Origin of the sequence: Bradyrhizobium sp. AUGA SZCCT0160, assembly GCF_018130105.1 — a bacterium.
Classification (GTDB): Bacteria; Pseudomonadota; Alphaproteobacteria; order Rhizobiales; family Xanthobacteraceae; genus Bradyrhizobium.
Genome location: NZ_JAFCMD010000018.1, coordinates 84,123 through 110,559 on the forward strand (window position 1 = coordinate 84,123; position 26,437 = coordinate 110,559).

A 26,437-nucleotide genomic window follows, 5' to 3' on the forward strand; every position below is an offset into this window, starting at 1 on the left:
AGCGCCTTTGCCCACCCTACTGCCTAAATCGCGCTCTCGCCCTCGTGCGTGAAGCCGAGATAGCTTGCGGCGACGCGTGCGTTGGTGGCGATGTCGCCGGCCGGGCCGCTCAGGACGAATTCGCCGAGCTCCATCACGTAAGCGCGGTCGGCGATCTTCAATGCGGCTTGCGCGTTCTGTTCGACCAGCAGCACCGAGACGCCGGCGGCGCGGAGTTCGCCGATGGTGCGGAAGATGTCGGCGACGATGATCGGGGCGAGGCCGAGGCTCGGCTCGTCCAGCATCAAGAGCTTCGGCGCACCCATCAGCGCGCGGCCCATCGCCAGCATCTGCTGCTCGCCGCCGGAGAGCGTGCCGGCCAGCTGCTTGCGCCGCTCCTTCAGCCGCGGAAACAGCGTGTAGACCCGCTCGAACGATCTCGCAGCAATCGCCTTCGGAATCCGGAACGCGCCGAGCTGCAGATTGTCCTCGACGTTCATGGTGCCGAACAGTTCGCGGTGCTCGGGCACCAGGCTGAGCCCAACAGCGACGCGGTCCTCGATGTCGAGGGCGGCCATATCCGCGCCGGCGAAAGCCGCAGATCCCGTGAGCGGCAGGATGCCCATGATGGCGTTCAGCAGCGTCGTCTTGCCGGCCCCGTTGGCGCCGATGATGGTGACGATCTCGTTATCAGCGACTTCGAGCGAAACCGAGCGCACCGCCTCGACCTTGCCGTAGGCGACATGCGCTTCGCTCACCTTCAACAGCGCGCTCATGCGGTGGCTCCGAGATAGGCCTTGATCACGTCGGGGTTGGTCTTGATCGCGGCCGGCGTGCCCTCGGCGATCTTGGTGCCGAAGTCGAGCACCACGATCCGGTCGGCGAGATCCATCACAAAACCCATGTCGTGCTCGACCAGCAGTACCGACATCCCACCGTCGCGCAGTTGCCGCAGCAGCGCGGCGAGCCGCTGCTTCTCCATGTGGCGCAGTCCGGCGGCGGGCTCGTCGAGCAGCAGCAGCAGCGGATCGACGCACAGCGCGCGGGCGATTTCGACGATGCGCTGCTGGCCGAGCGACAGGCTTCCCGCCAGCTGGTCGATTTGGTCGCCGAGGCCGACGCGCTCGATCTGGCGCGCGGCTTCGGCCAGCAATCGGGCCTCATCAGCGCGGTCGAGCCGGAACATGCTTGATATCGCGCCGGCATGGCCGCGCAGATGCGCGCCGATCGCGACGTTCTCGAGCACGGTCATGTCGGGCACCAGCTTGACGTGCTGGAAGGTTCTGCTGACGCCGAGCTTGACGACCTCCTGCGGCGGCGCGTTGTCGACCTTGTTGCCGAGCACCGAGATCGCGCCGCTGGTCGACGTCAAGACACCCGTGATCAGGTTGAAGGTCGTGCTCTTGCCGGCGCCGTTGGGGCCGATCAGGGCGACGATCTCGCGCGCCCCGACGTCGAAGCTGACGTCGTTGACGGCGATGACGCCGCCGAATTGCTTGCGCGCCTTGTCGACCTGCAGCAGCGCCGCAGGTGTCGACGGCGCACGCACGCGCCCGGGCGGCTCGAGCGAGGTGTCGGGGATCTTGCGCGCCGGCTTGAGCGGCAGCTTCGACATCAGCCAGGGCCACACGCCGGTCGGCGCCAGTTGCAGCAGGACGACCAGCAGGATGCCGAACACGATGGTTTCGAGCTGGCTCTGGCCGCCGAAAATATACGGCAGGTAGCTCTGCAGGATCTCTTTGAGGATCACCACGATGCCGGCGCCGAGCACCGCGCCCCAGACATAGCCGGCGCCGCCGACGACGGCGATGAACAGATATTCGATGCCGGCATGGGCGCCGAACGGCGTCGGGTTGGCGGCGCGCTGGAAATGCGCGTAGAGCCAGCCGGAAAGGCCGGCCAGCACCGCCGCATAGATGAACACCAGCAGCTTGGCGCGCGGCGTCTGCACGCCGAACGCTTCGCCGGCGATATGCCCGCGCCGCAGCGCGCGGATGGCGCGGCCGGTGCGGGAATCCAGCAGGTTCATGGTCAGCAGCGCCGAGAGCAGCACGGCGATCCAGATCGCGAAATAGATCGTGCCGGGATCGAGCATCCGGAAGCCGCCGATGCTGAGCGGCGGAATGCCGGAAATGCCGTCATTGCGGCCGAGGAATTCGAGCTTGCTGAACAGGTAAAACAGCCCGATGCCCCAGGCGATGGTGCCGAGCGGCAGATAATGGCCGGACAGCCGCACCGTGACGATGCCGAGCAGGACCGCCGCGATGCCGCTGACGAGCAGCGAGAGCGGCAGCGTCAGCCACGGCGACACGCCATAGGCGGTGGTCAGCACCGCGGTGGTGTAGGCGCCGAAGCCGCAAAACGCGGCCTGGCCGAACGAAGTGAGGCCGCCGACGCCGGTCAGCAGTACGAGGCCCATCGCAACCAGCGCGGCGAGGCCGATATTGTCCAAGAGGACGATCCAGAACGGCGGTATGCCCGGGATGAACGGGATTACCGCCATGACGATGGCGAAGATGATGAGGGGAAGCCGCTGCGTCATGATCGTCAGTCCTTCTCTTCCTCGACCGCGGGGGCTGCGAGCGAACGCAGCACCAGCACGGGAAGGATCAGCGTGAAAACGATGACCTCCTTGAAATTACTGGCGTAGAACGAGGAGAAGGCCTCGACGCTGCCGACCACCAGCGCCGCGACCGCCGTCAGCGGGTAACTCACCAGCCCGCCGATGATGGCGGCAATAAAACCTTTCAGGCCGATCAGGAAGCCGGTGTCGTAATAGAGCGTCGTGATCGGCACGATTAGGATGCCCGAAATCGCGCCGATCACGGAGGCGAGCAGGAAGGCGATCTGCCCCGACAGCGTGGTCCGGATGCCGACGAGGCGGGCGCCGAGGCGATTGACGGCGGTGGCGCGCAGCGCCTTGCCCATTAGCGTGAAGCCAAAGAACAGCCACAGCGCGATGATGAAGGCGATGGTCAGGCCGTAGACGGCGATGCTCTGGCCGGTGAAGCGCAGCGGTCCCATCGTGAACGCCGCATTCGACAGCGCCGGTCCGCGCAGGCCTTCGGCGCCGAAGAACACGAGGCCAAGGCCCTGCAGCGCGAGGTGGCAGCCGACCGAGGCGATCAGCAGCACCAGCACCGAGGTGTGCGCGAGCGGCTGAAAGGCGATGCGATAGAGAAACAGCCCGATCGCCGCGACGATCAGCAGCGACAACGCGATATTGATTGCAATCGGGGTTTTGGGACCGGCCAGGGCGAAGGTCAGCGCCAGGATCGCCACCGGCAGCACGATGTTGAGCAGCACCGAGCGCACCACCAGCTTGATGCGGAGCGAGCGCCGTGCCGCATACAGATCGAGGCCGAAGGCGACGACACCCATCGCGACCGCCAGCCGCGCCGTGCCCGGCACCTGACCGGTCGCCAGCATGGCGTAGCTCAGCGCGCCGAAGGTAACGAATTCGCCCTGCGGGATCAGGATCACGCGCGTGACGGCAAACACCAGCACCAGCGCCAGCCCGAGCAACGCATAGATCGCGCCATTGGTGATGCCGTCCTGCAGCAGGAACAGCATGATCGTCGTATTCAAGACTGGCGCTCCCCTCACGCGTCGCGCCGATCCCGACCCTTAAGGGTTAGCCGGCGGTCCGATATCGGCAGTTGAAAGAAGCCGACATTTGATATAGTCTATAACAATTATCAAACATAACCTCAAGGCCCGGACCATTGGCGGACCTTTTTATCGGGATTGCGAGCCCCTGCGATGACAGTTTCCAAGGCGGCCACCGACGCCGTCAAGCCTTCCCGCGCAGGCGGCAAGGATCCTGTCGACGGCGCTGCTGACAATGCCGCCCTGCATATGGGCGAATTGTCCGACCTGCTCGGCTATTCGCTGAAGCGTGCGCAGCTGAGGGTGTTCGAGGACTTCCTGCGCTGCGTCGCGCCGCTGCAGCTGACGCCGGCGCAATTCTCGGTGCTGCTGCTGCTCGACAAGAATCCCGGCCGCAACCAGACCGAGATCGCCAATACGCTCGGTATCCTCCGGCCGAATTTCGTGGCGATGCTCGACGCGCTGGAGAGCCGCGATCTCTGCACGCGGATGCGTTCGACCAACGACCGCCGCTCCCACATCCTGATGCTGACCGACAAGGGCCGCGCGGTGCTGGCGCGCGCCAAGAAGCTCGTCGCCACCAAACACGAAGCCCGCCTCAACGAAGTGCTGGGGCCGGCCAATCGCGTCGCACTGCTCGATATGCTGTCGAAGATCGCGGCGGAGTTTTAGCTGCACTGTCATTCCGGGGCATCGCGCAGCGATGAACCCGGAATGACGAAGTGTTTGAATCACGCAGCGACGATACGTCCAGCAGTTGCCTTCGCCCCATTCCCCTTCAGAAACAGCCGCTCGATCTCGCGGGCGGGAAGCGGCTTGCTGAACAGGAAGCCCTGCATCTCCGTGCATCCTTCGGACGCGATGCTGTCGAGCTGTTCCTTGGTCTCCACGCCTTCGGCGGTGGCCGTCATGCCCATGCCGTTGGCGAGCGCTGCGACCGCGCGCACGATGTTGAGCGAGCCCGAATTCTCGGTGATGTCCTTGACGAAGGAGCGGTCGATCTTAATCTTGTCGAACGGGAAACTCTGCAGATAGGTCAGCGAGGAATAGCCGGTGCCGAAATCGTCCATCGCGATCCGGATGCCAAGCTCGCGCAACTGATGCAGCACCGCGAGTGTCGCTTCCTTGTTGTGCAGCAGCACGGTCTCGGTGATTTCGATCTCCAGCCGGGCCGGGTCCAGCCTTGATGCGGCAAGCGCGCCTGTTATCACCTGCATCAAGCCGGGGTTGCGAAACTGCACCGCCGAAATGTTGACGGCGATGTGGAGGTTGCCGGGCCATTGCGCCGCGGTAGCGCAGGCCTGGCGGATGACCCATTCGCCCATCGGGACGATGAATCCGATCTCCTCCGCCAGCGGGATGAACGCGGCCGGCGAAATCATGCCCTTGGTCGGATGATTCCAGCGGATCAGGGCCTCAAAGCCGCTGATCTCGTTGCTCGCCAGATTGACGACCGGCTGATAGTGCAGCTCGAACTCGCCCGCCGGCAGCGCCTTGCGCAGATCCTGTTCCATGACGCGGCGCGTCTGCATCTGCAGATCCATGACAGGCTCAAAGAAGCGAAACGTGCCGCGTCCGTCGCCCTTGGCGCGGTACAGCGCGAGGTCTGCACTCCGCAACAACTTGTCGGGGCTGTTGCCGTCGCCGGGTCCGACCGAGATGCCGATGCTGGCGCCGATCACGGCCTGGTGACCGTCAAGGTCGTAGGGTTCACTCAAAAGGCCGATGACGCGCTGCGCCAGCGACGTTGCATCGGCCGGGTCCGCGATCGGGGCCTGCACGATGACGAATTCATCGCCGCCCATTCGCGCAATGGTATCGGTGTGGCGAACCAACCCGCACAGGCGCTCGGCGACGATCTTCAGAAGCTTGTCGCCGGCGTGATGGCCAAACGTGTCGTTGACAGCCTTGAACTGGTCGAGATCAAGGTGATGAATCGCGACCGTTTCCTCGCGGCCCAGGGCGTGTTCGAGCCGTTCGTTGAGCAGCACCCGGTTGGCGAGCTCGGTGAGCGAATCATGGTGAGCCATGTATTCGATCTTGACCTCGGATTGCCGCTGCTCGGTGATGTCCTCGTGCGTGGCGACCCAGCCGCCGCCGGGCATCGGCCGATGGCGGATCATGAAGGTGCGCCCGTTCTGCAGTTCGACGATGCTGTCTTTGGCGACGTTGGAAACCGCGACATTGGTGCGCCAGTCCAGATATTCATTCCGGGTCATCGCGGGGAAGCTGCCGGCTTCAAAGCGAAGATCGACGATTTCAGTCAGCGGCGTGCCGGGGCCGACACGGCCGAACGGAATGTCGTACATCTCGACGAAGCGGTCGTTGCACACGATCAGGCGGTGGTCGGAATCGAAGAAGCACAGCCCCTGCGACATGTTGTTGATCGCGGTGTCGAACTGGAAGTTGCGTATCCGCAGCGCCTCTTCCTGCTGCCTTCCCAGCTCGTATTGTGTCTTCAGGCGGGCATGGAGTTCTTCGCGCTCGGTGATGTCCTCATGGGTCGACATCCCGCCGCCGCCGGGCATCGGGTAGACCGTGTAGGCGATGATCCGCCCGTCGGTGAACTCCTGGAACGTGGTGTCGAGCGCGATGTCCTGTCCGACGCGGGCGCGAACGTAATCATCCGGCGCCACCGCCGCTTTCAGGCCGAGCCTCAGCCGGTGCCGGATCAGTTCGCTGGTCGGCGTGCCCGGCTTCACCTGTTCCGGCGAAAGCCCGTACATCTGCGCGTAACGTCTGTTGCAGAAGACGACTTGCCGCTTCTCATCGAAGACGACAATGCCGAGCGACAGATGATTGATCGCCTCCTCGAGCCGCGCACTCAAGTGAGCGGGCTCGGGGCGGATCGCCCCCGCTACAGAATCCACCATTTCCGCGTTCCCCCTGCCGCGATTTGCGGCACCCCGGCAATAAGGAGGGTCCTATTAAGGACCAGGCTGGTGAATTGCAGCTTTGAGAGGCGGCCATTGCCCGTGCATTCCTGCGAATGTCCTCAACAAAACGTTAATGCCGTCGGCCTGGGCGGATATCAAGTCGAAGGGCCCAAATCAAAGGACCGCGGCCCAAATTCAGTCGACCAGGATCACCCTGACGTCGTTGACATTGGTGAGCGTCGGACCGGTCAGCAGCAGGTCGCCCGTTGCCACAAAGAAGGCGGTGGCGTCGTTGTTGTCCAGATAGGCCCTGGGATCGAGGGCAAGCGATTTCATCTTCGCAAATGTGGTCTGGTCGATCACGGCGCCGGCGGGATCGCTCGCGCTGCCGGCGCCGCCATCGGCGCCGTCGGTATCGCCGGCCAACGCACTAACGTCCGGTATCTCTTTCAAGAGGTCCGCCAGCGCCAGTGCATATTCCTGGTTGGGGCCGCCGCGGCCGTTGCCGCGCACGGTCACGGTGAGTTCGCCGCCCGACAGGATCGCGGTGCGCTTGCCCTCGCTGCGCGCTTTCAGCGCCAGTTGGACGTGCGCGGCCGCGACCTCGCGCGCCTCGCCTTCGAGGTCGGCACCGAGACCGATGATGGTGTAGCCCGCTTCCTGTGCAATCCTGATCGCCGCATCGAGCGAGGCCTTCGGCCGCGCGATCAGTTCGAATCGCGCGCGCGCGAAAGCGGAATCGCCGGGCTTGCAGCTCTCGTTCTTCGGGTCGTCCAGCGCGCGCCGAACCGCGTCGTCGACGGCGAGATTGTATTTTGCGACCAGCGCGCGGGCGTCCGCCAGCGTGGTCGGATCCGGTACCGTCGGTCCCGAGGCGATCGCGGACGGGTCGTCGTGCGGCACGTCCGAGATCGCCAGCGTGACGATTTCGGCGGCGCGGTGCCCGGCGCGGGCCAGCCGGCCGCCCTTGATGCGCGACAAATGCTTGCGGACGATATTCATCTCGCCGATCGGCGCGCCGGAACGGAGCAGCGCGCGGTTCACCTGCTGCTTCTGCGCGAACGTAACGCCCTCGACCGGGGCGATCCAGTTCGCCGAGCCGCCGCCCGACAGCAGCACCAGTAACAGGTCGTCGGCGGTTGCCTCGGCCGCGAGACGTAGCGTGTCGTCGGCGGCTTTCAGCCCGGCTTCGTCGGGCACGGGATGGCCGGCTTCGACTACCCTGATCCGCCGCGTCGGCACGCCGTGGCCATGCCGGGTGGTGGCAATGCCGGTGAGGCGCTCCGGGTCGAGCGCGAGCGTATCGAGATAGTGCCGCTCGGCGGACGCGGCCATGGCCGCGGCGCCCTTGCCGGCGGCAAGGCAAATCACCCGGCCTTTGGGTGCTGGGGGCAAATGCGCCGACAGCACCACATCGGGATGCGCGGCCGCGACGGCCGCATCGAAGATCGCACGCAGGAGGGGACGTCGGTCGGTCATCGGTTTCACGCCAGAGATCGCGAATGGGAGACCGGTTATCCATCCAATCGCCGCAAAAGAAAACCCCGCGGGCGAGGCCGCGGGGGCGCTTGAGGCCACAAATGGGCCGATCGAAATTCCAGATAGCTAGCCGCCGACGTCACCGGAGAGGATTTCGCCGAAGCGTTCCCACGTCTCGCCCTTGAACTTGATCAGCTGCACCTGCGAAATCGGCGCAAAGTCGGTGGGCGAGGTGTTGACCTTGATACCCGGCAGCAAGCCTTCGAGTTCGAGGTTCTTGATGTTGGCCGCCTGCTTCATGACGTTCTCGCGCGTGAGATTATCGCCGCAAGCCTTCAACACATGCACCAGACCTTGGGCCACGGTGTAGCCGAAGATCACCGACGCGTCGGCGCGGTTGGCTTCCGGATAATACTTGTCCAGGAACGCGTTCCAGGCCTTCATGCCGGGATCGTCCTTCCACTGCGCATCCGTCGGATCCTTCAAATATTGCGACGAGATGATGTCCTGGGCGTTTTCCATGCCGGCCGGCTTGATGACGCTGCCGATCGAAGCCGAGACGTTGTTGAGGAAGTGCAGCGGCTTCCAGCCGATTTCGGCGTTCTTCTTGATCGCCTGCGCCGCGAATTTCGGCGTGGTGATGTTGATGAACACGTCGGCGCCGGTCGACTTCATCTTGACGATGTGGGAATCGATCGTCGGCTCGGAGACTTCATAGCTCTCCTCGATGACGATCATCGACGCCGCCTTGGCACCGAGCCCGTCCTTGAAGCCCTTCAGATAGTCCTTGCCGTAGTCGTCGTTCTGATACAGCACGGCGATCTTGGCGTTCGGCTTCTCCTTCAGAATGTACTTCGCATAGATTTGCGTTTCGCTCTGATAGTTGGGCTGCCATCCCATGGTCCAGGGGAAGTTCTTCGGATCGTTCCACTTGGTGGCGCCGGTGGCGACGAACAGCTGCGGCACCTTCTTGGAGTTCAGATACTTCTGGATCGCCGAATTCGGCGGAGTCCCCAGCGGGTTGAACACCAGCAGCACCTCGTCGCTTTCGACCAGCTTGCGCGCCTGCTCGACGGTCTTCGGCGGTGAGTAGGTATCGTCATAGCTGATGAAGTTGATCTTGCGGCCGTTGATGCCGCCTTCCGCGTTGATCTTCTTGAAGTAGGCCTCTTCGGTCTTGCCGATCACGCCGTAGGCGGAAGCAGGACCGCTATAGGGCATGATGTTGCCGATCTTGATTTCAGTATCGGTGGCGCCGCTGTCGTATTTTTTTTGAGCGAGCGCGCCGTTGCTCGTGGCTGCGAACGCAATGAACGCGGCCGAGGCAATAGCGAGTCTGCTGGTAGCAATAGGCATTCCGATTCTCCCTTTTTTGAGATTGTCTTTTTGTGCAAGCGCCATGCTCTGTTGTTGATTGCAGTTTGCGCATGACGTGGACGGGATTGAATACGATTTAGCGCAAAGCATCAAGAAAAAGCCCCTGCGGCGATGCCGCAGGGGCTGCTCCTTTAGTAGTCAGGCAGTCGAGCTAGCCGCCGACGTCGCCCGTGAGAATTTCGCCGAACAGTTCCCAGCCCTCGCCCTTGAACTTCATGAGCTGCAGTTGCGAGATCGGGGCAAAGTCGGTCGCCGAGGTGTTGACCTTGATGCCGGGCAGCAAGCCGCCGAGCTCGAGGTTCTTGATGCTGGCGGCCTGCTTCATGATGTTTTCGCGGGTCAGGTTGTCACCGCTGGCTTTCAGCACGTGAACGAGGCCCTGGGCCACGGTGTAGGCGTACATGACCGACGCGTCGGCACGGTTGGCTTCGGGGTAGTATTTGTCCAGGAACTCGTTCCAGGCCTTCATCCCCGCATCGTCCTTCCATTGCTTGTCGGTCGGATCCTTCAGGTAGTTCGACGAGATGATGTCCTGCGCGTTTTCGAAGCCGGCAGGCTTGATGACGCTGCCGATCGAGGCCGAGACGTTGTTGAGGAAGTGCAGCGGCTTCCAGCCGATCTCCATGTTCTTCTTGATCGCCTGTGCCGCGAATTTCGGGGTGGTGATGTTGATGAACACATCGGCGCCGCTCGCCTTGAGCTTGACGATGTGGGAGTCGATGGTCGGCTGCGACACTTCGAAGCTCTCCTCCAGGACGATCATCGACGCCGCCTTGGCACCAAGTCCGTCCTTCAGGCCCTTCAGGTAATCCTTGCCGTAATCGTCGTTCTGGTACAGCACGCCGATCTTGGCGTCCGGCTTGTGCTTCAGAATGTACTTGGCGTAGATGATGGTTTCGCTCTGGTAGTTCGGTTGCCAGCCGATGGTCCAGGGAAACTCCTTGGGGTCGTTCCATTTGGTCGCGCCGGTGGCGACGAACAGTTGCGGCACCTTCTTCTGGTTCATGTATTTCTGGATCGCCGAGTTCGGCGGCGTGCCGAGCGGATTGAAGACGAGCAGAACTTCGTCGCTCTCCACCAGCTTGCGCACCTGCTCGACCGTCTTCGGCGGACTATAGGCGTCGTCGTAGGAAACGAAGTTGATCTTGCGGCCGTTGATGCCGCCTTCCGCATTGATCTTGTTGAAATAGGCGGCTTCCGTTTTGCCGATCACGCCGTAGGCGGAAGCGGGTCCGCTGTAGGGCATGATGTTGCCGATCTTGATCTCGGTGTCGGATGCGCCGGTGTCGTATTTCTTTTGGGCAAGTGCGCCGCTGCTGGTGGCGGCAAGTACTGCGAGGGCAGCCGAAAAGGCCCCCAATCGCAAGTTGATAGCAGGCATGTTTTTCTCTCCCTGGAGACCATGATGAATGTGTCGTTTTTTCTTGAAGTTGGAGCACTTTCCGGCTCCTGCCTTTATTGAATACCTTTCGGCCGCGCCGGGCAACAAAAAGCCCCCCGCGACGGAGCCGCGGGAGGCGATATTTTGTCTAAGGTCCCGGGCGTACTGCCCGTGACGCGGAATATTAATTACTGAGTTCGCCGCTGATGATGTCGCCGAACAGCTCCCATTTCTCGCCCTTGAACCGCTGCATCTGAAGCTGTTCGATCGGGGCGAAATCCTTGGCTGACGTGTTGATTTTGACGCCGGGCAGCAGGGTGTCGGGCGTGAAGTCCTTCAGGCTCGCCGCCTGCTTCATCACGTTGGCGCGGGTGAGATCGTCCCCGCACATTTCCAGCACCTTCACCATGGTCTGCGCCGCGCCGTAGCCGTAGACCACGGAGCCGTCGAGCTTGTTGGCCTCGGGATAATACTTCGCGAGGAAGTCGTAGAACTTCTTCATCGCGGGATCATTGTCCCACTGCGCGTCCGCGCCGTCCTTGGCGTAGGCCGCCGAGAGGATGCCTTGCGCGTTCTCGAAGCCCGCCGGCTTGATCACGCTGCCGACCGACGCCGAGACGTTGGTGAGCAGGTGCATCGGCTTCCATTCGATTTCCGCGATCTTCTTGATCGCCTGGGCGGCGAATTTCGGCGTGGCGATGTTGATGAAGACGTCGGCGCCGGTGGCCTTGAGCTTGACGATGTGGCTGTCGATGGTCGGCTCCGAGGTCTCGTAGCTTTCCTCGGCAATGATCATCGACGCCTTGGCGCCGAAGCCGTCCTTCAGGCCCTTGAGGTAATCCTTGCCGAAATCGTCGTTCTGATAAAACACGGCGATCTTGGCAGCCGGCTTTTCCTTCATCAGGAACTTGGCATAGATGCGCGCTTCGCTCTGGTAGCTGGGCTGCCAGCCCATGGTCCAGGGGAAGTCCTTGGGCTCGTTCCACTTGGTGGCGCCGGTGGCCACAAACAGCTGCGGCACCTTCTTGGAGTTGAGGTACTTCTGCATCGCGCTGTTGGAGGGCGTGCCGAGCGGATTGAACACGACGAGCACTTCGTCGCTTTCGACCAGCTTGCGGACCTGCTCGACCGCCTTGGGCGGCGAATAGGCGTCGTCGTAGGAGACGAAGTTGATCTTGCGGCCGTTGATGCCGCCTTCCGCGTTGATCTTCTTGAAGTAGGCCTCTTCGGTCTTGCCGATCACGCCGTAGGCGGACGCCGGTCCGCTGTAGGGCATGATGTTGCCGATCTTGATTTCGGTATCGGACGCGCCGGTGTCGTACTTCTTCTGGGCGAGAGCATTGCCGCTGACGGCAAAAGAGGCGATGAGCGCCGTCGCGAACGCGGCGCTTCTTGTCGAAAGCATCATTATATCCGGATCCTGTATTCGAGTTTGAGGTTAGTTTTTCTTCGTTAGTTTGCCGAGCAAATGCTGGGCAACCATTGCGACCTGCCTTGCGCCGTGCGGCACCAGGAAGATGACAAGGAACAGCAGCACGCCGAACACGGCGCCGGAGAGGCCCTTGGAGATGCTCTCGGCGATGTTGGGCACGAAGATGATGAAGGCCGCGCCGACGAACGAGCCCGGCAGCCAGCCCACGCCGCCGACCACCATGCCGAGGAACAGCGCGATGGCCAGGTTGATCGTGTAGCTGTCGGGCGCCACGAACGCCACGACGATGGCGCTGAGCCCGCCGGCGATGCCGGTGATGCCCGCGGACACGCCGAAGGCGAGCGTCTTGTACTGCGCGACGTCGACGCCCATGGCTGAGGCCGCGATCTCATTGTCGCGGATCGACATGAAGGCGCGGCCCGAGCGCGAGCGCAGCAGGTTGATCGACCCGATATAGATCGCCAGCGAGATCGCCAGTGTGAAGTAGTAGAGCCACTTGTCCTGTCCGATCGGCAGGCCGAACGGCGCATCGGGTTTCATGACGGTGAGGCCCTGCACGCCGCCGGTCCAAGCCTCGAGGAAATGCAGCTTCAGGAGCTGCGGCATGGCGACCGCCAGCGCGAAGGTGGCAAGGGCCAGGTAGATGCCGGAAAGCCGCAAGGCGGGCTTGCCGAACAGATAGCCGGCGCCGAACGACACCAGGCCCGCGATCGGCAGCGTCAGCGCGTAGTTCACGTTGGCGACTTCCATCAGGACCGCCGACGTATAGGCGCCGAGCGCGTAGAACGCGCTCTGGCCGAGTGAGAACTGACCGCTTCCGCCGGTCAGGATGTTGAGCGCCAGCACCGCGATCCCGTAGATCATGACCATCGTCATCTGGAAGACGACGAAGTTCTTCACGAATATGGGGGTAACGAGCAGCGCCGCCAGGATCACCAGCGAGGTGCCGGTGCCCAGCGTCATGGCGCGCTTCGGAACGGCCTCGACGGCCGGGGCTTCTGTAACGGCGTCTTCTGCAGCTGCGCTCATGATCAGACTCGCTTGACGATGGTTCGGCCGAAGAGACCGGCAGGTTTGAAGACCAGGACGGTGATGATCAGCGCAAGCGCGATCGGCAGTTTCAGTTCATTGCCCACGCCGGGGATGTAGGTGCCGGCGAGGTTCTCGAAGACGCCGACCAGGAAGCCGCCGATGACGGCGCCAAGCGGCGAGCTAAGTCCGCCGAGCACGGCGGCGGCAAAGCCGTAAACCAGGACGCCGCCCATCATGTTCGGTTCGAGGAACACGACCGGGGCGATCAGGATGCCGGCGACGGCGCCGATCGCGGAGGCCATGCCCCAGCCGAGCGCAATCATCCAGGAGGTGTTGACGCCGACCAGCCGCGCCGATTCCGGCAATGCCGCAGCAGCGCGCATCGCAAGGCCGATCCGGGTGAACTGGAAAAACAGGTACAGCCCGACCAGCATCAGCAGAGTGACGCCGATCATCCCGGCCTGGTGGGTCGAGATCAGCTGGCTGCCGAGGAAGGGCGAGGATCCGAACGGCGTCGGATACTGCTTGATGGTGAAATCCCAGATCAGGCCGGCGACCGAGTTGACGATGGCGAACAGGGCGATGAAGCCGGCGACGTTGGTCAGGACCGGGGCCTTGGCGAGTGGCTTGAACAGCAGCCGCTCGATGAGGATGCCGCCTGCGAACGAAATCGCCAGCGTGGCCAGGAAGGCCCACCAGTAGGGTATGCCCCACTGCATCAGCTGCCAGGAGATGAAGGTCGAGAACATCGCCATTTCGCCTTGGGCGAAATTCAGATGGTCGATCGCCTGGTAGATCATGACCACCGCGAGCGCCATACAGGCATAGATCGCGCCTGTGGCGACGCCGGCCAGGACTTGGTTGGTAAATAGTTCCACGGCCGTGCTCCTCAGTAGCCCAGATAGGATTTGCGGACGTCTTCGTTGCTCGCGATTTCCTTCGCGTTCCCCGACATCACGATTTTTCCGGTTTCGATCACATAGGCCTGATCGGCGAGCTCCAGAGCCAGTTGCGCGTTCTGCTCCACCACCAGAATGGTAACCTTGTCCTCACGGTTGATCTTGCCGAGGATCTTGAACAGGTCGCGCACGATCAGGGGGGCGAGACCGAAGGACGGCTCGTCCAGCAGCATCAGCCGCGGCCGCAACATCAGCGCACGCGCGACCGCGAGCATTTGCTGTTCGCCGCCCGACAGCGTTCCGGCCTGCTGGGTATGGCGTTCCTTCAGCACCGGGAAATGCGCGTACATGCGCTCGATGTCGGAAACGATGTTCTTCGAGTCGCTGCGCGTGATGGCGCCGAGCTGCAGGTTCTCTTCCACCGTCATGGTGGTGAAAGTGCCGCGGCCCTGTGGCACATGCGCAATGCCGAGACGGACGACGTTTTCGGTCGAACGGCCGGAGAGCGACTTGCCCTCGAATTCGATAGCGCCGGTGGAGCGAACCATGTTGCAGATCGCCCGCAGGGTGGTGGTCTTGCCGGCGCCGTTGGCCCCGAGCAGCGTGGTCAGGCTGCCCTCGTTGAGGGCAAAGGACAGGCCATGGAGCGCCTGGACCTGGCCGTAATAGGCCCGCAAATCCTTGACGTTGAGCATCGCGGTCATTGGTCGTCCTTGCTCCCCAGATAGGCTTTGATGACATCCGGGTCGGCCTGGACCTGGGCCGGGGTTCCCTCGGCAAGCTTGCGGCCGAAATTGAGCGCGACGACATGGTCGGCGATCGACATGACAAGACCCATGTGATGTTCGACCAGCAGCACGGTCATATGGCGTTCGTCGCGAATGCGGCGGATCAGGTCGCCGAGCACGTGAACTTCCTCGTGGTTGAGACCGCCGGCGGGCTCGTCGAGCAGCAGGATCTTCGGATCGGCAGCCAGCGCGCGCGCCAGCTCAACGCGCTTCTGGGTGCCGAAGGGCAGACCGGACACCACGGTATGGGCGACGTCACCGAGATCCAGATAATCGAGGATCTCATGAACCTTCCTGTTGATCTCCGTTTCGCCGCGCCGAACCCAGGCGAGCTTGAGCGAATCCGAGATGATGTCGCTGGAGGAGCGCGCGTGGCAGCCGACGCGAACATTGTCCATCACCGAGAGATTGGGAAACAGCGCGACGTTCTGGAAGGTGCGGCCGATGCCGATCTCGGCGATCTTGTGCGCTGGCCGCGTCAGGATGCTGACGCCTTCCATCAGGATGTCGCCGGTGCTCGGCTGATAAAGCCTGGAAAGGCAGTTGAAGAGCGTCGTCTTGCCGGCGCCGTTCGGTCCGATCAGGCCGAGGATGGCGCCCTTGTGCATGTCAAAGGACACGCCATTCAACGCGATGATGCCGCCGAACACGACGCTAACGTCGCGAACCGCAAGCAAGGGAGCATTTCCCTGCGCGAGCTGTGCCTGCGTCATCGCGTCCCGCCCACATGACTCATGGGGCGGGAATGACCGCGCGAAACTCTGCGCTGGCCATGATGATGGCTACCTGATCCCCTCGACCACACGTGCAACTTTCCCTCCTGCTTTCAATTTCTTGTTCTCTTCTTTTTTGGATTGCGGGGCCGCGCCGCCCAGCGCCGCCTCGATGTTCCTTACCATCGTCACAAGGCGAGGTCCAATGTCGTTGATCAAGCGATCTTCCGTGAAACGGAAAGCGGGCGCGCCACAATTGAAGGCATACGGCCCGGTTCCATCGCTGAGCTTCAACGCAACGCCTACCGCGTGCACATCGTCTTGCCATTCGCCTGCGGAGATCGTGAATCCCTGACGCACCACCATTTCGCCCGCGCGTTCGATGCCGTCGCGCATCCGGGCCCAGCGGCTGCCGTAGTGATCGCGCAGTTCGCGCAACAAAGCGGCGCGCTCGTCATCGGGCAGTGCCCAGATGTAGGCGCGCCCCATCGCGGTGGTCGCGATCGGTACCCGCGAACCGACGTCGAGCTGCACCCCAAGCAAGCCGGTCCGGCTCTGGCCGAAATAGATCATGCTGTGACGGTCGCGGCCGCCGACCGCAACCGCGCCGCCGGTCTCGCGCATCAGCGCTTCACGGTAGGGTTCGGACAAATGCCGAACGCCGAGATTGGCCAGCGCGGCATACCCCAGGGCCATGGCTGATGGCGCGAGCTGATACTTTTCGAACCGCGGAACGGGTGTAAGGTAACCCAGCTTGGTCAAGGTGTAGGTCAGCCGGGAAATGGTTGGCTTCGGCAATTTAGTACGGGCAGCGATCTCTTGATTGCCAAGAAGCCCGTCGTTGGGTTGGAATGCGCGCAACACATCAAGTCCGCGGGAGAGCGCGACGACGAAGCTGCGGTCAGTCGCCGCTTTCTTCCCTGGACGTTTCATTGCCTGCTGCTGTGCCGAGCTCGTTGACAAGGGACGTGCTTCAAAATAACCCTCGCTGTCAAGATGTGGAATTGAATTTCGCAGTGCGAAATCAACAAAGCCCGTAGCTACTCAACGCAAGTCGAGCGGCAAACCAAGAACAAGGATCAAGGGAGAGTCCCGTGAACGAAGTCGTAACACTCGAACGTCATGACGCCATCGCCATCGTCACGGTCAACAGCCCCCCGGTAAACGCGCTCAGCGCCGCCGTGCGTGGCGGCATTTTCGAGTGCATGAAGGCCGCGATCGCTGATCCCGAGGTAAAGGCGATCGTGCTGACCTGCGGCGGCCGCACCTTCATCGCCGGCGCCGACATCACCGAATTCGGCAAGCCGCCGAAGCCGCCCGGCCTGCATGAAGTGCTGGTCGCGATGGAGAACTCGCCGAAGCCGATCATTGCCGCGATCCACGGCACCGCGCTCGGCGGCGGTCTCGAAGTCGCTCTGGCATGCCACTACCGCGTCGCGACCAAAGAGGCAAAACTCGGCCTGCCGGAAGTGAAGCTCGGCCTGTTGCCCGGCGCCGGCGGCACGCAGCGCCTGCCGCGCGCGATCGGCCCGGAAATGGCGGTCAAGATGATCGTCAGCGGTGATCCGATCAGCGCCGCGGAAGCCCTCAAGAACGGCCTGATCGAGGAAATCGTCGAAGGCCCGGCCTCGGGCGGCGAGGCCTTTGCCCTCAAGGTGCTGGCGGAGAAGCGTCCGCTGCGCAAGCTGCGCGACGACGATTCAAAACTCGCCGCGGCGAAAGCCGACATTTCGATCTTCACCAACGCCGTCGCGGCCCTCACCAAGAAGGCGCGCGGGCTGGAAGCCCCGTTCGCCGCCGCCGACGCCGTGCGCGCCGCGATCGAATTGCCGTTCGACGAGGGGTTGAAGAAGGAGCGCGAGGGCTTCCTCAAGCTGGTGTCGTCAGACCAGTCGAAGGCGCAGCGCTACGCCTTCTTCAGCGAACGCGAGGCGGCAAAAGTCGCCGGCGTTCCCGAAGGCACCAAGCCGCGCAATGTCGAGCGTGTCGCCATCATCGGCGCCGGCACCATGGGCGGCGGCATTGCGATGTCGTTCGCCAATGCCGGTATCCCGGTGACGCTGATCGAAACCGGCGAAGAGCAGCTCAAGCGCGGCATGGGCGTGATGCAGAAGAATTACGAGGCGACCGCCGCGCGCGGTGGCATCCCAGCCGATGCGCCGGCCAAGCGGATGGGCCTGATCACCGGCGTGGTCGGCCTTGAGAACGTCAAGGACGCTGACCTTGTGATCGAAGCCGTGTTCGAAACCATGGCGGTCAAGAAGGAAGTGTTCACCGCGCTCGACAAGCACGCCAAGAAGGGCGCCGTGCTCGCCTCCAACACCTCCTATCTCAACATCGACGAGATCGCGAAGGTGACCAGCCGTCCACAGGACGTGCTCGGCATGCACTTCTTCTCCCCGGCCAACGTCATGAAGCTGTGCGAGATCGTGCGCGCCGACAAGACCGCGCCGGATGCCTTGACCACGGCCGTCTCGATCGCGCGCAAAATTGCGAAAGTTCCGGCGGTGGTCGGCGTTTGCGACGGCTTTGTCGGCAATCGCATGCTGGCGCAGCGCGGCAAGCAGTCGGAAAAGCTGTTGTTCGAAGGCGCCTTGCCGCAGCAGGTCGATGCCGTCGTGACGAAATTCGGCATGCCGATGGGCCCGTTCGCGATGGGCGATCTCGCCGGCCTCGATATCGGCTGGCGCTCGCGGAAAGACCGCGGCATCAAGTCGGAAATCGCGGACGCGCTGTGCGAGGCCGGCCGCTTCGGCCAGAAGACCGGCAAGGGCTACTACAAGTATGAAGGCGGTTCGCGCTCGCCGATGCCCGATCCGGAAGTCGAGAAGCTGATCGCGGAAACCCTGCAGCGCTTGGGGCGCAAGACCCGCACCGTCAGCGATGACGAGATCCTCGAGCGCATGATGTACCCGATGATCAACGAGGGCGCGCGGATCCTGGAGGAGGGCATCGCGGCGCGTCCGAGCGATATCGATGTGATCTGGCTCTATGGCTATGGCTGGCCGATCTATCGCGGCGGCCCGATGTTCTATGCCGACCAGGTCGGCCTCAAGCACATCGCGGATCGTCTGTCGTACTATGCCAAGGAGACCAACGATCCTTCGCTCGAACCGGCGCCGCTGCTCAAGCGTCTCGCCGCGGAGGGCAAGACCTTTGCGTCGCTGGCGCAGTCGAAAGCGGCTTGATGGCCGAAGGCGACACAGGCTCGCACTCTCCGTTCCCTCCCCCCTTGCGGGGGAGGGCCTCCCCCGCAAGAGGGGAGGGAGCCCCTAGATTTATGCTTCCCTCACGGTCGTCGAAACTTACATGACCCATCCCGGCGAACAGTTCTATCCGCAAGGCGTTCACTGGGACGATCCGCTGCCGCGCGGCACGCTGCCTGATTTGTTGTCGGCAGCAGCCGGCGAGTTCGGATCGCGCCCGGCGCTCGAATTCCGCGACCGGCCGATCAGCTACGCTGCGCTCGAAGCGCTGGTAGCGACGGCAGCCTCGGCCTTCCTTCGCGCCGGCTACAGCAAGGATCAATCGGTCGCGCTGTTCCTCGGCAATTCGCCGGACCATCCCGTCAATTTCTTCGGCGCGCTGAAGGCCGGTGCCCGCATCGTGCATCTCAGCCCGCTCGACGGCGAGATCGCGCTGTCGCACAAGCTCTCGGATTCCGGCGCGCGCGTGCTGGTCACCAGCAATTTGTCGGCGCTGTTGCCGACCGCACTGAAATTCCTCGAGAAGGGTCTGCTCGATCGCCTGATCGTCTGCGAGGACGATGATTGGGGCAAGGTCGGCACGCCGCAGACGGCATTGCCGAACAATCCGGCCGTCATCACCTACAGGCAATTCACCGACGGCGCGGCAAGACCCGCGCAATGGCCTGATATCAGCGCCGATGATGTCGCGCTGCTGCAATATACCGGCGGCACCACGGGCCTGCCGAAGGGCGCCATGCTCAGCCACGGTAACCTGACGTCGGCCGTGTCGGTCTACGACGTCTGGGGCAGGCCATCGCGCGCCGAGCGCAACAATCCAATCGAGCGCGTGATCTGCGTGCTGCCGCTGTTCCATATCTATGCCTTGACGGTGGTGCTGCTGTCCTCGATCCGGCGCGGCCATCTGATCTCGCTGCACCAACGTTTCGACGTCGAGGCTGTCATGCGCGATATCGAGACGAAGCGCGCCACCGCGTTCCCCGGCGTGCCGACGATGTGGATCGCGATCGCCGCATTGCCCGATCTCGACAAGCGCGATCTGTCCTCGCTGGTCAGCGTCGGCTCGGGCGGCGCACCGCTGCCGGTCGAGGTCGCGCGGATCCTCGAACAGCGGGTCGGCATGAAGCTGAAGAGCGGCTGGGGCATGACCGAGACCTGCTCGCCCGGCACCGCGCACCCGAAGGAAGGGCCGGACAAGCCGGGCTCGATCGGTTTGATGCTGCCGGGGATCGAGATGGACGTGGTGTCGCTCGACGATCCCAAGCAGCTGATGCCGGTCGGCGAAGTCGGCGAAATCCGCATCCGCGGACCAAATGTGACAAAAGGCTACTGGAATCGGCCCCAGGAAACCGCCGAAGCGTTCGTGGGCGACCGCTTCCTGACCGGCGACATCGGCTACATGGATGGCGACGGCTATTTCTACCTGGTCGACCGCAAGAAGGACATGATCATCTCCGGCGGCTTCAACGTCTATCCGCAGATGATCGAGCAGGCGATCTACACCCACCCGTCGGTGCAGGAAGTGATCGTGATCGGAATTCCCGACGATTACCGCGGCGAGGCCGCCAAGGCTTTCATCAAGCTACGCGCGGATGCAAAACCGTTCGCGCTGGACGAGTTGCGCAGCTTCCTCACCGGCAAGCTCGGCAAGCATGAAATTCCGGCCGCGCTCGATTTCGTCGATGAACTGCCGCGCACGCCGGTCGGAAAACTTTCGCGTCATGAATTGCGCCTGCGGCAGCCTTCGCCGCAGACGGCCCAACCCAAACAACGGTTAGCTCAGTAAGGAGGATCCGATGGATCTCGCTTTCAGCAAGGAAGAAATAGCGTTTCGTGAGGAAGTGCGGGCCTTCTTCAAGGATAACGTGCCGCCGGATACACGGCGCAAGCTGCAGGAAGGCCGCCACCTGTCCAAGGACGAGATGGTGACCTGGTGGCGCATCCTGAACAAGAAGGGCTGGGGCGTCTCGCACTGGCCGAAGGAATATGGCGGTACCGGCTGGACCTCCGTGCAGCACTACATCTTCAACGAAGAACTGCAGATGCACCCGGCGCCGGCGCCGCTCGCCTTCGGCGTCAGCATGGTCGGCCCTGTGATCTACACCTTCGGCAATGAGGCGCAGAAGAAGCAGTATCTGCCGCGCATCGCCAATGTCGACGACTGGTGGTGCCAGGGCTTCTCCGAGCCGGGCTCCGGATCGGACCTCGCCTCGCTGAAGACCAAGGCCGAGCGCCGTGGCGACAAATACATCATCAACGGCCAGAAGACCTGGACCACGCTGGCGCAGCACGCCGACATGATCTTCTGCCTCTGCCGCACCGACAACAACGCCAAGAAGCAGATGGGCATCTCGTTCATCGTGTTCAGCATGAAGTCGAAGGGCATCACGGTGCGCCCGATCGAAACCATCGACGGCGGCCACGAGGTCAACGAAGTGTTCTTCGATGACGTCGAGGTGCCCGTCGAGAATCTGATCGGCGAGGAGAACAAGGGCTGGGATTACGCCAAATTCCTGCTCGGCAATGAGCGCACCGGCATCGCGCGGGTCGGCGTTTCCAAGGAGCGGCTGCGCCGCATCAAGGATCTCGCCGCCAAGGTCGAATCCAACGGCAAGCCCGTGCTCGAAGACCAGGGGTTCCGCGAGAAGCTCGCGGCCTGCGAGATCGAGTTGAAGGCGCTCGAGCTCACCCAGCTGCGCGTCGTCGCCGACGAAGGCAAGCACGGCAAGGGCAAGCCCAATCCGGCGTCCTCGGTCTTGAAGATCAAGGGCTCGGAAATCCAGCAGACCACCACCGAGCTGTTAATGGAAGTGATCGGACCGTTCGCCGCGCCCTATGACGAGCATGGCGACGACGGCTCCAACGAGGCGATGGACTGGACCGCGCAGATCGCGCCGAGCTACTTCAACAACCGCAAGGTCTCGATCTACGGCGGCTCCAACGAGATCCAGCGCAACATCATCACCAAGGCGGTGTTGGGGTTGTAAGCTTCGCCACAACCACAACTGTCGTCCCCGCGCAGGCGGGGACCCAGTACGCCGCGGCAGTCGTGGCTTACACACCGCCGGTGATTACTGGATCCCCGCTTTCGCGGGGATGACGATCGAGGATCAGGCAACAGCGTTGCCCGCATGATTTCTGGAGAGAGTAAACAACATGGATTTTGATTTGTCCGAGGAGCAGCGGCTTCTCAAGGAAAGCGTCGACGGTCTCCTCAACGATTCCTACGACTTCGAGGCGCGCAAGAAATACCGCACCGAGAAGGGCGGCTGGAGCAAGACCGTGTGGGGCAAGCTTGCCGAACAGGGGCTGCTCGGTCTGCCGTTCTCGGAAGAAGACGGCGGCTTCGGCGCCGGCGCGGTTGAAACCGCGATCGTGATGGAGGCGATGGGCAAGGCGCTGGTGCTGGAGCCATACCTGGCCACCGTCGTCATCGCCGGCGGCTTCCTGCGCCATGGCGGCTCGGCCGAGCAGAAGGCCGCGCATATTCCCGGGATCATCGACGGCAGCAAGACCTTTGCGTTTGCGCAGCTCGAGAAGAATTCGCGCTACGATCTGTCCGACGTCGCCACGACCGCGAAGAAAAAGGGCGCGGGCTGGGTGATCGACGGCGAAAAATTCGTCGTGATCAACGGCGAGAACGCCGACACCCTGATCGTGACCGCGCGCACCAAGGGCGAGCGGCGCGACAGGAACGGCATCGGCGTGTTCCTGGTGCCCGCCAACGCCAAGGGCATCGGCCGCAAGGGCTATCCGACCCAGGACGGCCTGCACGCCGCCGACATCACGCTGACCGGCGTCGAGGTTGGCGCTGAGGCTGCGATCGGCGATCCCGAGAACGCGCTTGATCTGATCGAGCGCGTGGTCGACGACGCCCGCACCGCGATGTGTGCGGAGGCCGTGGGCGCGATGGATGAATCGCTGAAATCCACGGTCGAGTACCTGAAAACCCGCAAACAGTTCGGCGTCGCGATCGGCACCTTCCAGACCCTGCAGCACCGCGCCGCCGACATGTTCGTCGCCGTCGAACAGGCCCGCAGCATGTCGATGTTCGCGACCATGGCGGCCGATTTCGACAACGCCAAGGAGCGCGCGACGGCTGTGGCTGCCGCGAAAGTGCAGATCGGCAAGTCGCTGAAATTCGTCGGCCAGCAGTCGATCCAGCTCCACGGCGGCATCGGCATGACCCAGGAAGCCAAGATCGGCCACTACTTCAAGCGCCTGACCATGATCGAGAACACTTTTGGCGACACGGATTATCATCTGCGCCGTGTGACGGATGCGGGCGGGTTGATCTGATGATGGTCGTCCCCCGCGAAGGCGGGGGACCCAGTACGCCGCGGCTTCTCGGTTCTTCCATCGCCGTCTCTGGAATACTGGATCGCCCGGTCAAGCCGGGCGATGACGACTGAAAAAATGGAAGCAGGGAGAAAACAACAATGAAAAACACCCCGTTCGATCTCACCGGCAAGGTAGCCGTCATCACCGGCTCGAGCCGCGGCATCGGTCGCTCCTCGGCGGAATTGCTGGCAAAGCTCGGCGCCAAGGTCGTGATTTCCAGCCGCAAGGCGGATGCCTGCGCGGAGGTCGCCGAAGGCATCAAGAAATCAGGCGGCGATGCCCATGTCATTCCCTGCAACATCTCGCGCCGCGAGGAAGTCGACGCGCTGATCTCGGGCACCACAAAGCATTACGGCAAGGTCGACATCCTGGTCTGCAACGCCGCGGTCAATCCGTATTACGGCCCGCTGCTCGACATCAAGGACGAGGCCTTCGACAAGATCATGGGCTCCAACGTCAAGAGCAACATCTGGCTCTGCGCGCAGGCAATCCCGCAGATGGCCGAACGCGGCAACGGCTCGGTCGTCATCATCTCTTCGATCGGCGGGTTTCGCGGCTCGACCGTGATCGGCGCCTACGGTATCTCGAAGGCCGCGGATTTCTCGCTGTGCCGCAGCCTCGCCGGCGAATGGGGCCCGAAGGGCGTCCGCGTCAATTGCGTGGCGCCGGGCCTCGTGAAAACCGATTTCGCCAGGGCGTTGTGGGAAGACCCGGACAATCTGAAGCGTCGCACCGCCTCGACGCCGCTGCGCCGCATCGGCGAACCCGACGAAATCGCAGGTGCCGTGGCGTATCTGGCGTCGGATGCCTCGACGTTCATGACCGGGCAGACGATTGTGGTGGATGGCGGCGTGACGACGGCGGCGACGTAGCGCTCTTCCCTCTCCCCTTGTGGGAGAGGGTGGCGCCTCACGAAGTGAGGCGACGGGTGAGGGGTTCTCTCCTCACGCAAGATTCGAGTTTGAGGATACAGACCCCTCATCCGGCGCTTCGCGCCACCTTCTCCCACAAGGGGAGAAGGAAGAGCGGCGTTCGCCGGGACGACGGTGAGATATTGACCTTCGCCTCTCAATCGGATTGCCTCTCGGCCACCACCAACCTTTCCGGGAAGCACCATCATGTCCTTTGTGCTGGCCATCGATCAGGGCACCACATCCTCGCGCGCCATCGTGTTTCGATCGGACATTTCGATCGCCGCCACGGCGCAGCAGGAATTCCCGCAGCATTTCCCGGCCTCGGGCTGGGTCGAGCACGAGCCGGAGGATATCTGGACCTCGACGGTGATGGTCTGCCGCGAAGCGCTGGAAAAAGCCGGGCTGAAGGCCAAAGACATCGCCGCGATCGGGATCACCAACCAGCGCGAGACCACTGTGGTGTGGGACCGCGCCACCGGTCAGGCCGTGCACCGCGCCATCGTCTGGCAGGACCGCCGCACCGCCGACATCTGCGCCAAACTGAAGGCCGAAGGCCATGAGCCGGCGATCTCGGCCAAAACAGGCCTGATCATCGATCCCTATTTCTCGGGCACCAAAGTCGCCTGGATCCTCGACCACGTGCCCGGCGCGCGCGAACGCGCCGCGCGCGGCGAACTGATGTTCGGCACCGTCGATTGCTATTTGCTGTGGCGTCTGTCAGGCGGCAAGGTGCACGCGTCAGACGCCACCAACGCCTCGCGCACGCTGCTGTTCAACATCCACACCGGCGAATGGGACGACGACCTGCTGAAACTGCTGCGCGTGCCGCGCTCGATGCTGCCTGAGGTGAAGGATTCTTCCGCCAGATTCGGCGAGAGCGAGCCAGGCCTGTTCGGCGGCGCGATTCCGATATCAGGCATCGCCGGCGACCAGCAGGCCGCGACCATCGGCCAGGCCTGCTTCACGCCCGGCATGATCAAGTCGACCTACGGCACCGGCTGCTTTGCCCTGCTCAACACCGGCGCCACGCCGGTGGCCTCGAAGAACAAGCTGCTCACCACAATCGCCTATCAATTGAACGGCAAGCGCACCTACGCGCTGGAAGGTTCGATCTTCGTCGCCGGCTCCGCCGTGCAATGGCTGCGCGACGGCCTCGGCATCATCAAGCAGGCATCGGAAACCGGCCCGCTCGCCGACAAATCCGACTCCATGCAGAGCGTCTATCTGGTGCCGGCCTTCGTCGGCTTGGGGGCGCCGTACTGGAATCCGCGCGTCCGCGGCGCGCTGTTCGGCCTGACCCGCAACACCGGCCCTGCCGAACTCGCGCACGCTGCGCTGGAAAGCGTCTGCTACCAGACCTACGATCTGCGCGAGGCGATGCGCGCCGACTGGCCGGGCGAAAAAGCCGCCAACGTGCTCCGCGTCGACGGCGGCATGACCGCCTCCGACTGGACCATGCAGCGCCTCGCCGATCTCCTAGATGCGCCGGTCGATCGCCCGATGATCCAGGAAACCACCGCGCTCGGCGCCGCCTACCTCGCCGGGCTGCAGGCCGGCGTGTATCCCGAGCCGTCAAAATTTGCCGACAATTGGCGGCTGGAGCACAGGTTCAAGCCGAACATGAGCAAGGCAACGCGGGAGCGGAAGCTCGCCGGGTGGGGCAGGGCGGTGAAGGGATTGCTGGCGAGCGACGAGGGGGAGGGGTAGCTCTACCCGTCGTCGCCGGGCAAAAAGCGCGAAGCGCGTCTTCGCACTAGACGACCCGGCGATCCACGTTTTACTTCCTTCGACCGAGAGTACCCGATGATCCTTCCCGACGGCGACTTCGACGTTCCCTCCGGCAAGATCGCCACCGTCGTTACGCATCTGGAGATGACCGAACTTCCGGCAATCCCGTCCGACCCTACGGGCGCTTGGACGCTGCGCCGGGTCGAGACGCCCGCGCTCGACTGGTATCGCGAGCTGTTCCGCCGCGTCGGCGAGGAATGGCTATGGATTTCACGGGCGCGGATGGGGGACGCCAAACTCGCGGCGATCATTCATTCGCCGCTGGTGGAAGTCTATGCGCTGGAGCACGAGGGGCGCGACGAGGGTTTGCTGGAGCTGGACTTTCGCGAGGCCGGCCAATGCGAAATCACTTTCTTCGGCGTCACCACAAAACTGTTCGGCAGCGGCGCCGGCCGCTGGCTCATGAATCGCGCGCTGGAGCTTTCATGGTCGCGTCCGATTGCGCGGCTCTGGCTGCACACCTGCACCCACGATCATCCCGGCGCGGTGGCGTTCTATCTGCGCTCGGGTTTTCGCGCGTTCCGGCGGCAAATCGAGATCGAGGACGATCCGCGGCTTGATGGAACGGCGCCGCGTGACGCGGCGAGTCACGTGCCGGTGATTGGATAACAGAAGGCTATCGC

21 protein-coding genes are annotated in these 26,437 nt (G+C 63.2%); 8 read left to right on the top strand and 13 right to left on the bottom strand.

Features of this window, described 5'->3' with window-relative positions; all coding sequences use genetic code 11:
• Positions 1-23: 23 nt before the first annotated feature.
• The 3 genes from JQ558_RS25850 to JQ558_RS25860 are packed head-to-tail and all read right to left on the bottom strand — an operon-like array spanning position 24 to position 3,567.
• Positions 24-755, bottom strand: a complete 732-nt coding sequence (locus JQ558_RS25850; RefSeq protein ID WP_212275872.1) for an ABC transporter ATP-binding protein — start codon at positions 753-755, stop codon at positions 24-26.
• Positions 752-2,521: an ABC transporter permease subunit gene (locus JQ558_RS25855; RefSeq protein ID WP_212275870.1), complete on the bottom strand. Its 1,770-nt coding sequence runs from the start codon at positions 2,519-2,521 to the stop codon at positions 752-754. The genes JQ558_RS25850 and JQ558_RS25855 overlap by 4 nt, the downstream gene beginning before the upstream one ends.
• Before the next feature lie 5 nt (positions 2,522-2,526).
• The gene (locus JQ558_RS25860; RefSeq protein ID WP_212295560.1) at positions 2,527-3,567 is read right to left on the bottom strand and encodes a branched-chain amino acid ABC transporter permease; all 1,041 of its coding nucleotides are present in this window, start codon (positions 3,565-3,567) and stop codon (positions 2,527-2,529) included.
• Between the two features lie 174 nt (positions 3,568-3,741).
• Between JQ558_RS25860 and JQ558_RS25865 the strand changes: the two genes are divergently transcribed.
• Positions 3,742-4,260, top strand: coding sequence for a MarR family winged helix-turn-helix transcriptional regulator (locus JQ558_RS25865; protein ID WP_212275867.1), 519 nt, complete (start codon positions 3,742-3,744; stop codon positions 4,258-4,260).
• 59 nt (positions 4,261-4,319) lie between these two features.
• Here the strand turns inward: JQ558_RS25865 and JQ558_RS25870 are convergent, their stop codons facing one another.
• The 10 genes from JQ558_RS25870 to JQ558_RS25915 all read right to left on the bottom strand — a co-directional run bounded on the left by JQ558_RS25870 (position 4,320) and on the right by JQ558_RS25915 (position 16,498).
• The gene (locus tag JQ558_RS25870; RefSeq protein ID WP_212295561.1) at positions 4,320-6,461 is read right to left on the bottom strand and encodes an EAL domain-containing protein; all 2,142 of its coding nucleotides are present in this window, start codon (positions 6,459-6,461) and stop codon (positions 4,320-4,322) included.
• A gap of 198 nt (positions 6,462-6,659) precedes the next feature.
• Complete coding sequence (locus JQ558_RS25875; RefSeq protein ID WP_212295562.1) at positions 6,660-7,943, bottom strand: glycerate kinase; 1,284 nt, start codon at positions 7,941-7,943, stop codon at positions 6,660-6,662.
• A 126-nt stretch (positions 7,944-8,069) separates the two neighbouring features.
• On the bottom strand, positions 8,070-9,299 hold the full coding sequence (locus tag JQ558_RS25880) for an ABC transporter substrate-binding protein (protein WP_212295563.1): 1,230 nt from the start codon (positions 9,297-9,299) through the stop codon (positions 8,070-8,072).
• A gap of 172 nt (positions 9,300-9,471) precedes the next feature.
• Positions 9,472-10,701 (bottom strand): ABC transporter substrate-binding protein, encoded by a 1,230-nt coding sequence (locus JQ558_RS25885; RefSeq protein ID WP_212206174.1) that lies wholly within the window; start codon positions 10,699-10,701, stop codon positions 9,472-9,474.
• Positions 10,702-10,885: 184 nt separating this feature from the next.
• Entirely contained in the window at positions 10,886-12,106 is a 1,221-nt protein-coding gene (locus JQ558_RS25890) for an ABC transporter substrate-binding protein (RefSeq protein ID WP_409410581.1), read from the bottom strand.
• Between the two features lie 33 nt (positions 12,107-12,139).
• Complete coding sequence (locus JQ558_RS25895; RefSeq protein WP_212038499.1) at positions 12,140-13,162, bottom strand: branched-chain amino acid ABC transporter permease; 1,023 nt, start codon at positions 13,160-13,162, stop codon at positions 12,140-12,142.
• Positions 13,163-13,164: 2 nt separating this feature from the next.
• Positions 13,165-14,043: a branched-chain amino acid ABC transporter permease gene (locus JQ558_RS25900; RefSeq protein ID WP_212206184.1), complete on the bottom strand. Its 879-nt coding sequence runs from the start codon at positions 14,041-14,043 to the stop codon at positions 13,165-13,167.
• Between the two features lie 11 nt (positions 14,044-14,054).
• The gene (locus JQ558_RS25905; RefSeq protein ID WP_212038501.1) at positions 14,055-14,768 is read right to left on the bottom strand and encodes an ABC transporter ATP-binding protein; all 714 of its coding nucleotides are present in this window, start codon (positions 14,766-14,768) and stop codon (positions 14,055-14,057) included.
• Entirely contained in the window at positions 14,765-15,565 is an 801-nt protein-coding gene (locus JQ558_RS25910; RefSeq protein WP_212206186.1) for an ABC transporter ATP-binding protein, read from the bottom strand. The genes JQ558_RS25905 and JQ558_RS25910 overlap by 4 nt, the downstream gene beginning before the upstream one ends.
• A 69-nt stretch (positions 15,566-15,634) precedes the next feature.
• The gene (locus JQ558_RS25915; protein ID WP_192737210.1) at positions 15,635-16,498 is read right to left on the bottom strand and encodes an IclR family transcriptional regulator; all 864 of its coding nucleotides are present in this window, start codon (positions 16,496-16,498) and stop codon (positions 15,635-15,637) included.
• A gap of 161 nt (positions 16,499-16,659) precedes the next feature.
• On the opposite strand from JQ558_RS25915, the gene JQ558_RS25920 reads away from it, so the two are divergent.
• The 7 genes from JQ558_RS25920 to JQ558_RS25950 all read left to right on the top strand — a co-directional run bounded on the left by JQ558_RS25920 (position 16,660) and on the right by JQ558_RS25950 (position 26,423).
• Positions 16,660-18,753, top strand: a complete 2,094-nt coding sequence (locus JQ558_RS25920) for a 3-hydroxyacyl-CoA dehydrogenase NAD-binding domain-containing protein (protein WP_212206188.1) — start codon at positions 16,660-16,662, stop codon at positions 18,751-18,753.
• A 121-nt stretch (positions 18,754-18,874) separates the two neighbouring features.
• Positions 18,875-20,557 carry a dicarboxylate--CoA ligase PimA gene (gene pimA / locus JQ558_RS25925; RefSeq protein ID WP_212295564.1) on the top strand — a complete coding sequence of 561 codons (1,683 nt, stop codon included), beginning with the start codon at positions 18,875-18,877 and terminating at the stop codon, positions 20,555-20,557.
• Positions 20,558-20,567: 10 nt separating this feature from the next.
• Positions 20,568-21,758, top strand: coding sequence for a pimeloyl-CoA dehydrogenase large subunit (gene pimC, locus JQ558_RS25930; protein WP_212206193.1), 1,191 nt, complete (start codon positions 20,568-20,570; stop codon positions 21,756-21,758).
• 169 nt (positions 21,759-21,927) lie between these two features.
• Entirely contained in the window at positions 21,928-23,070 is a 1,143-nt protein-coding gene (pimD, locus tag JQ558_RS25935; RefSeq protein WP_212206195.1) for a pimeloyl-CoA dehydrogenase small subunit, read from the top strand.
• A 140-nt stretch (positions 23,071-23,210) separates the two neighbouring features.
• Positions 23,211-23,984: an SDR family NAD(P)-dependent oxidoreductase gene (locus JQ558_RS25940; RefSeq protein ID WP_212275852.1), complete on the top strand. Its 774-nt coding sequence runs from the start codon at positions 23,211-23,213 to the stop codon at positions 23,982-23,984.
• 246 nt (positions 23,985-24,230) lie between these two features.
• Positions 24,231-25,733, top strand: a complete 1,503-nt coding sequence (gene glpK / locus JQ558_RS25945; protein ID WP_212295565.1) for a glycerol kinase GlpK — start codon at positions 24,231-24,233, stop codon at positions 25,731-25,733.
• Between the two features lie 96 nt (positions 25,734-25,829).
• The gene (locus JQ558_RS25950) at positions 25,830-26,423 is read left to right on the top strand and encodes a GNAT family N-acetyltransferase (protein ID WP_212295566.1); all 594 of its coding nucleotides are present in this window, start codon (positions 25,830-25,832) and stop codon (positions 26,421-26,423) included.
• Positions 26,424-26,437: the final 14 nt, after the last annotated feature.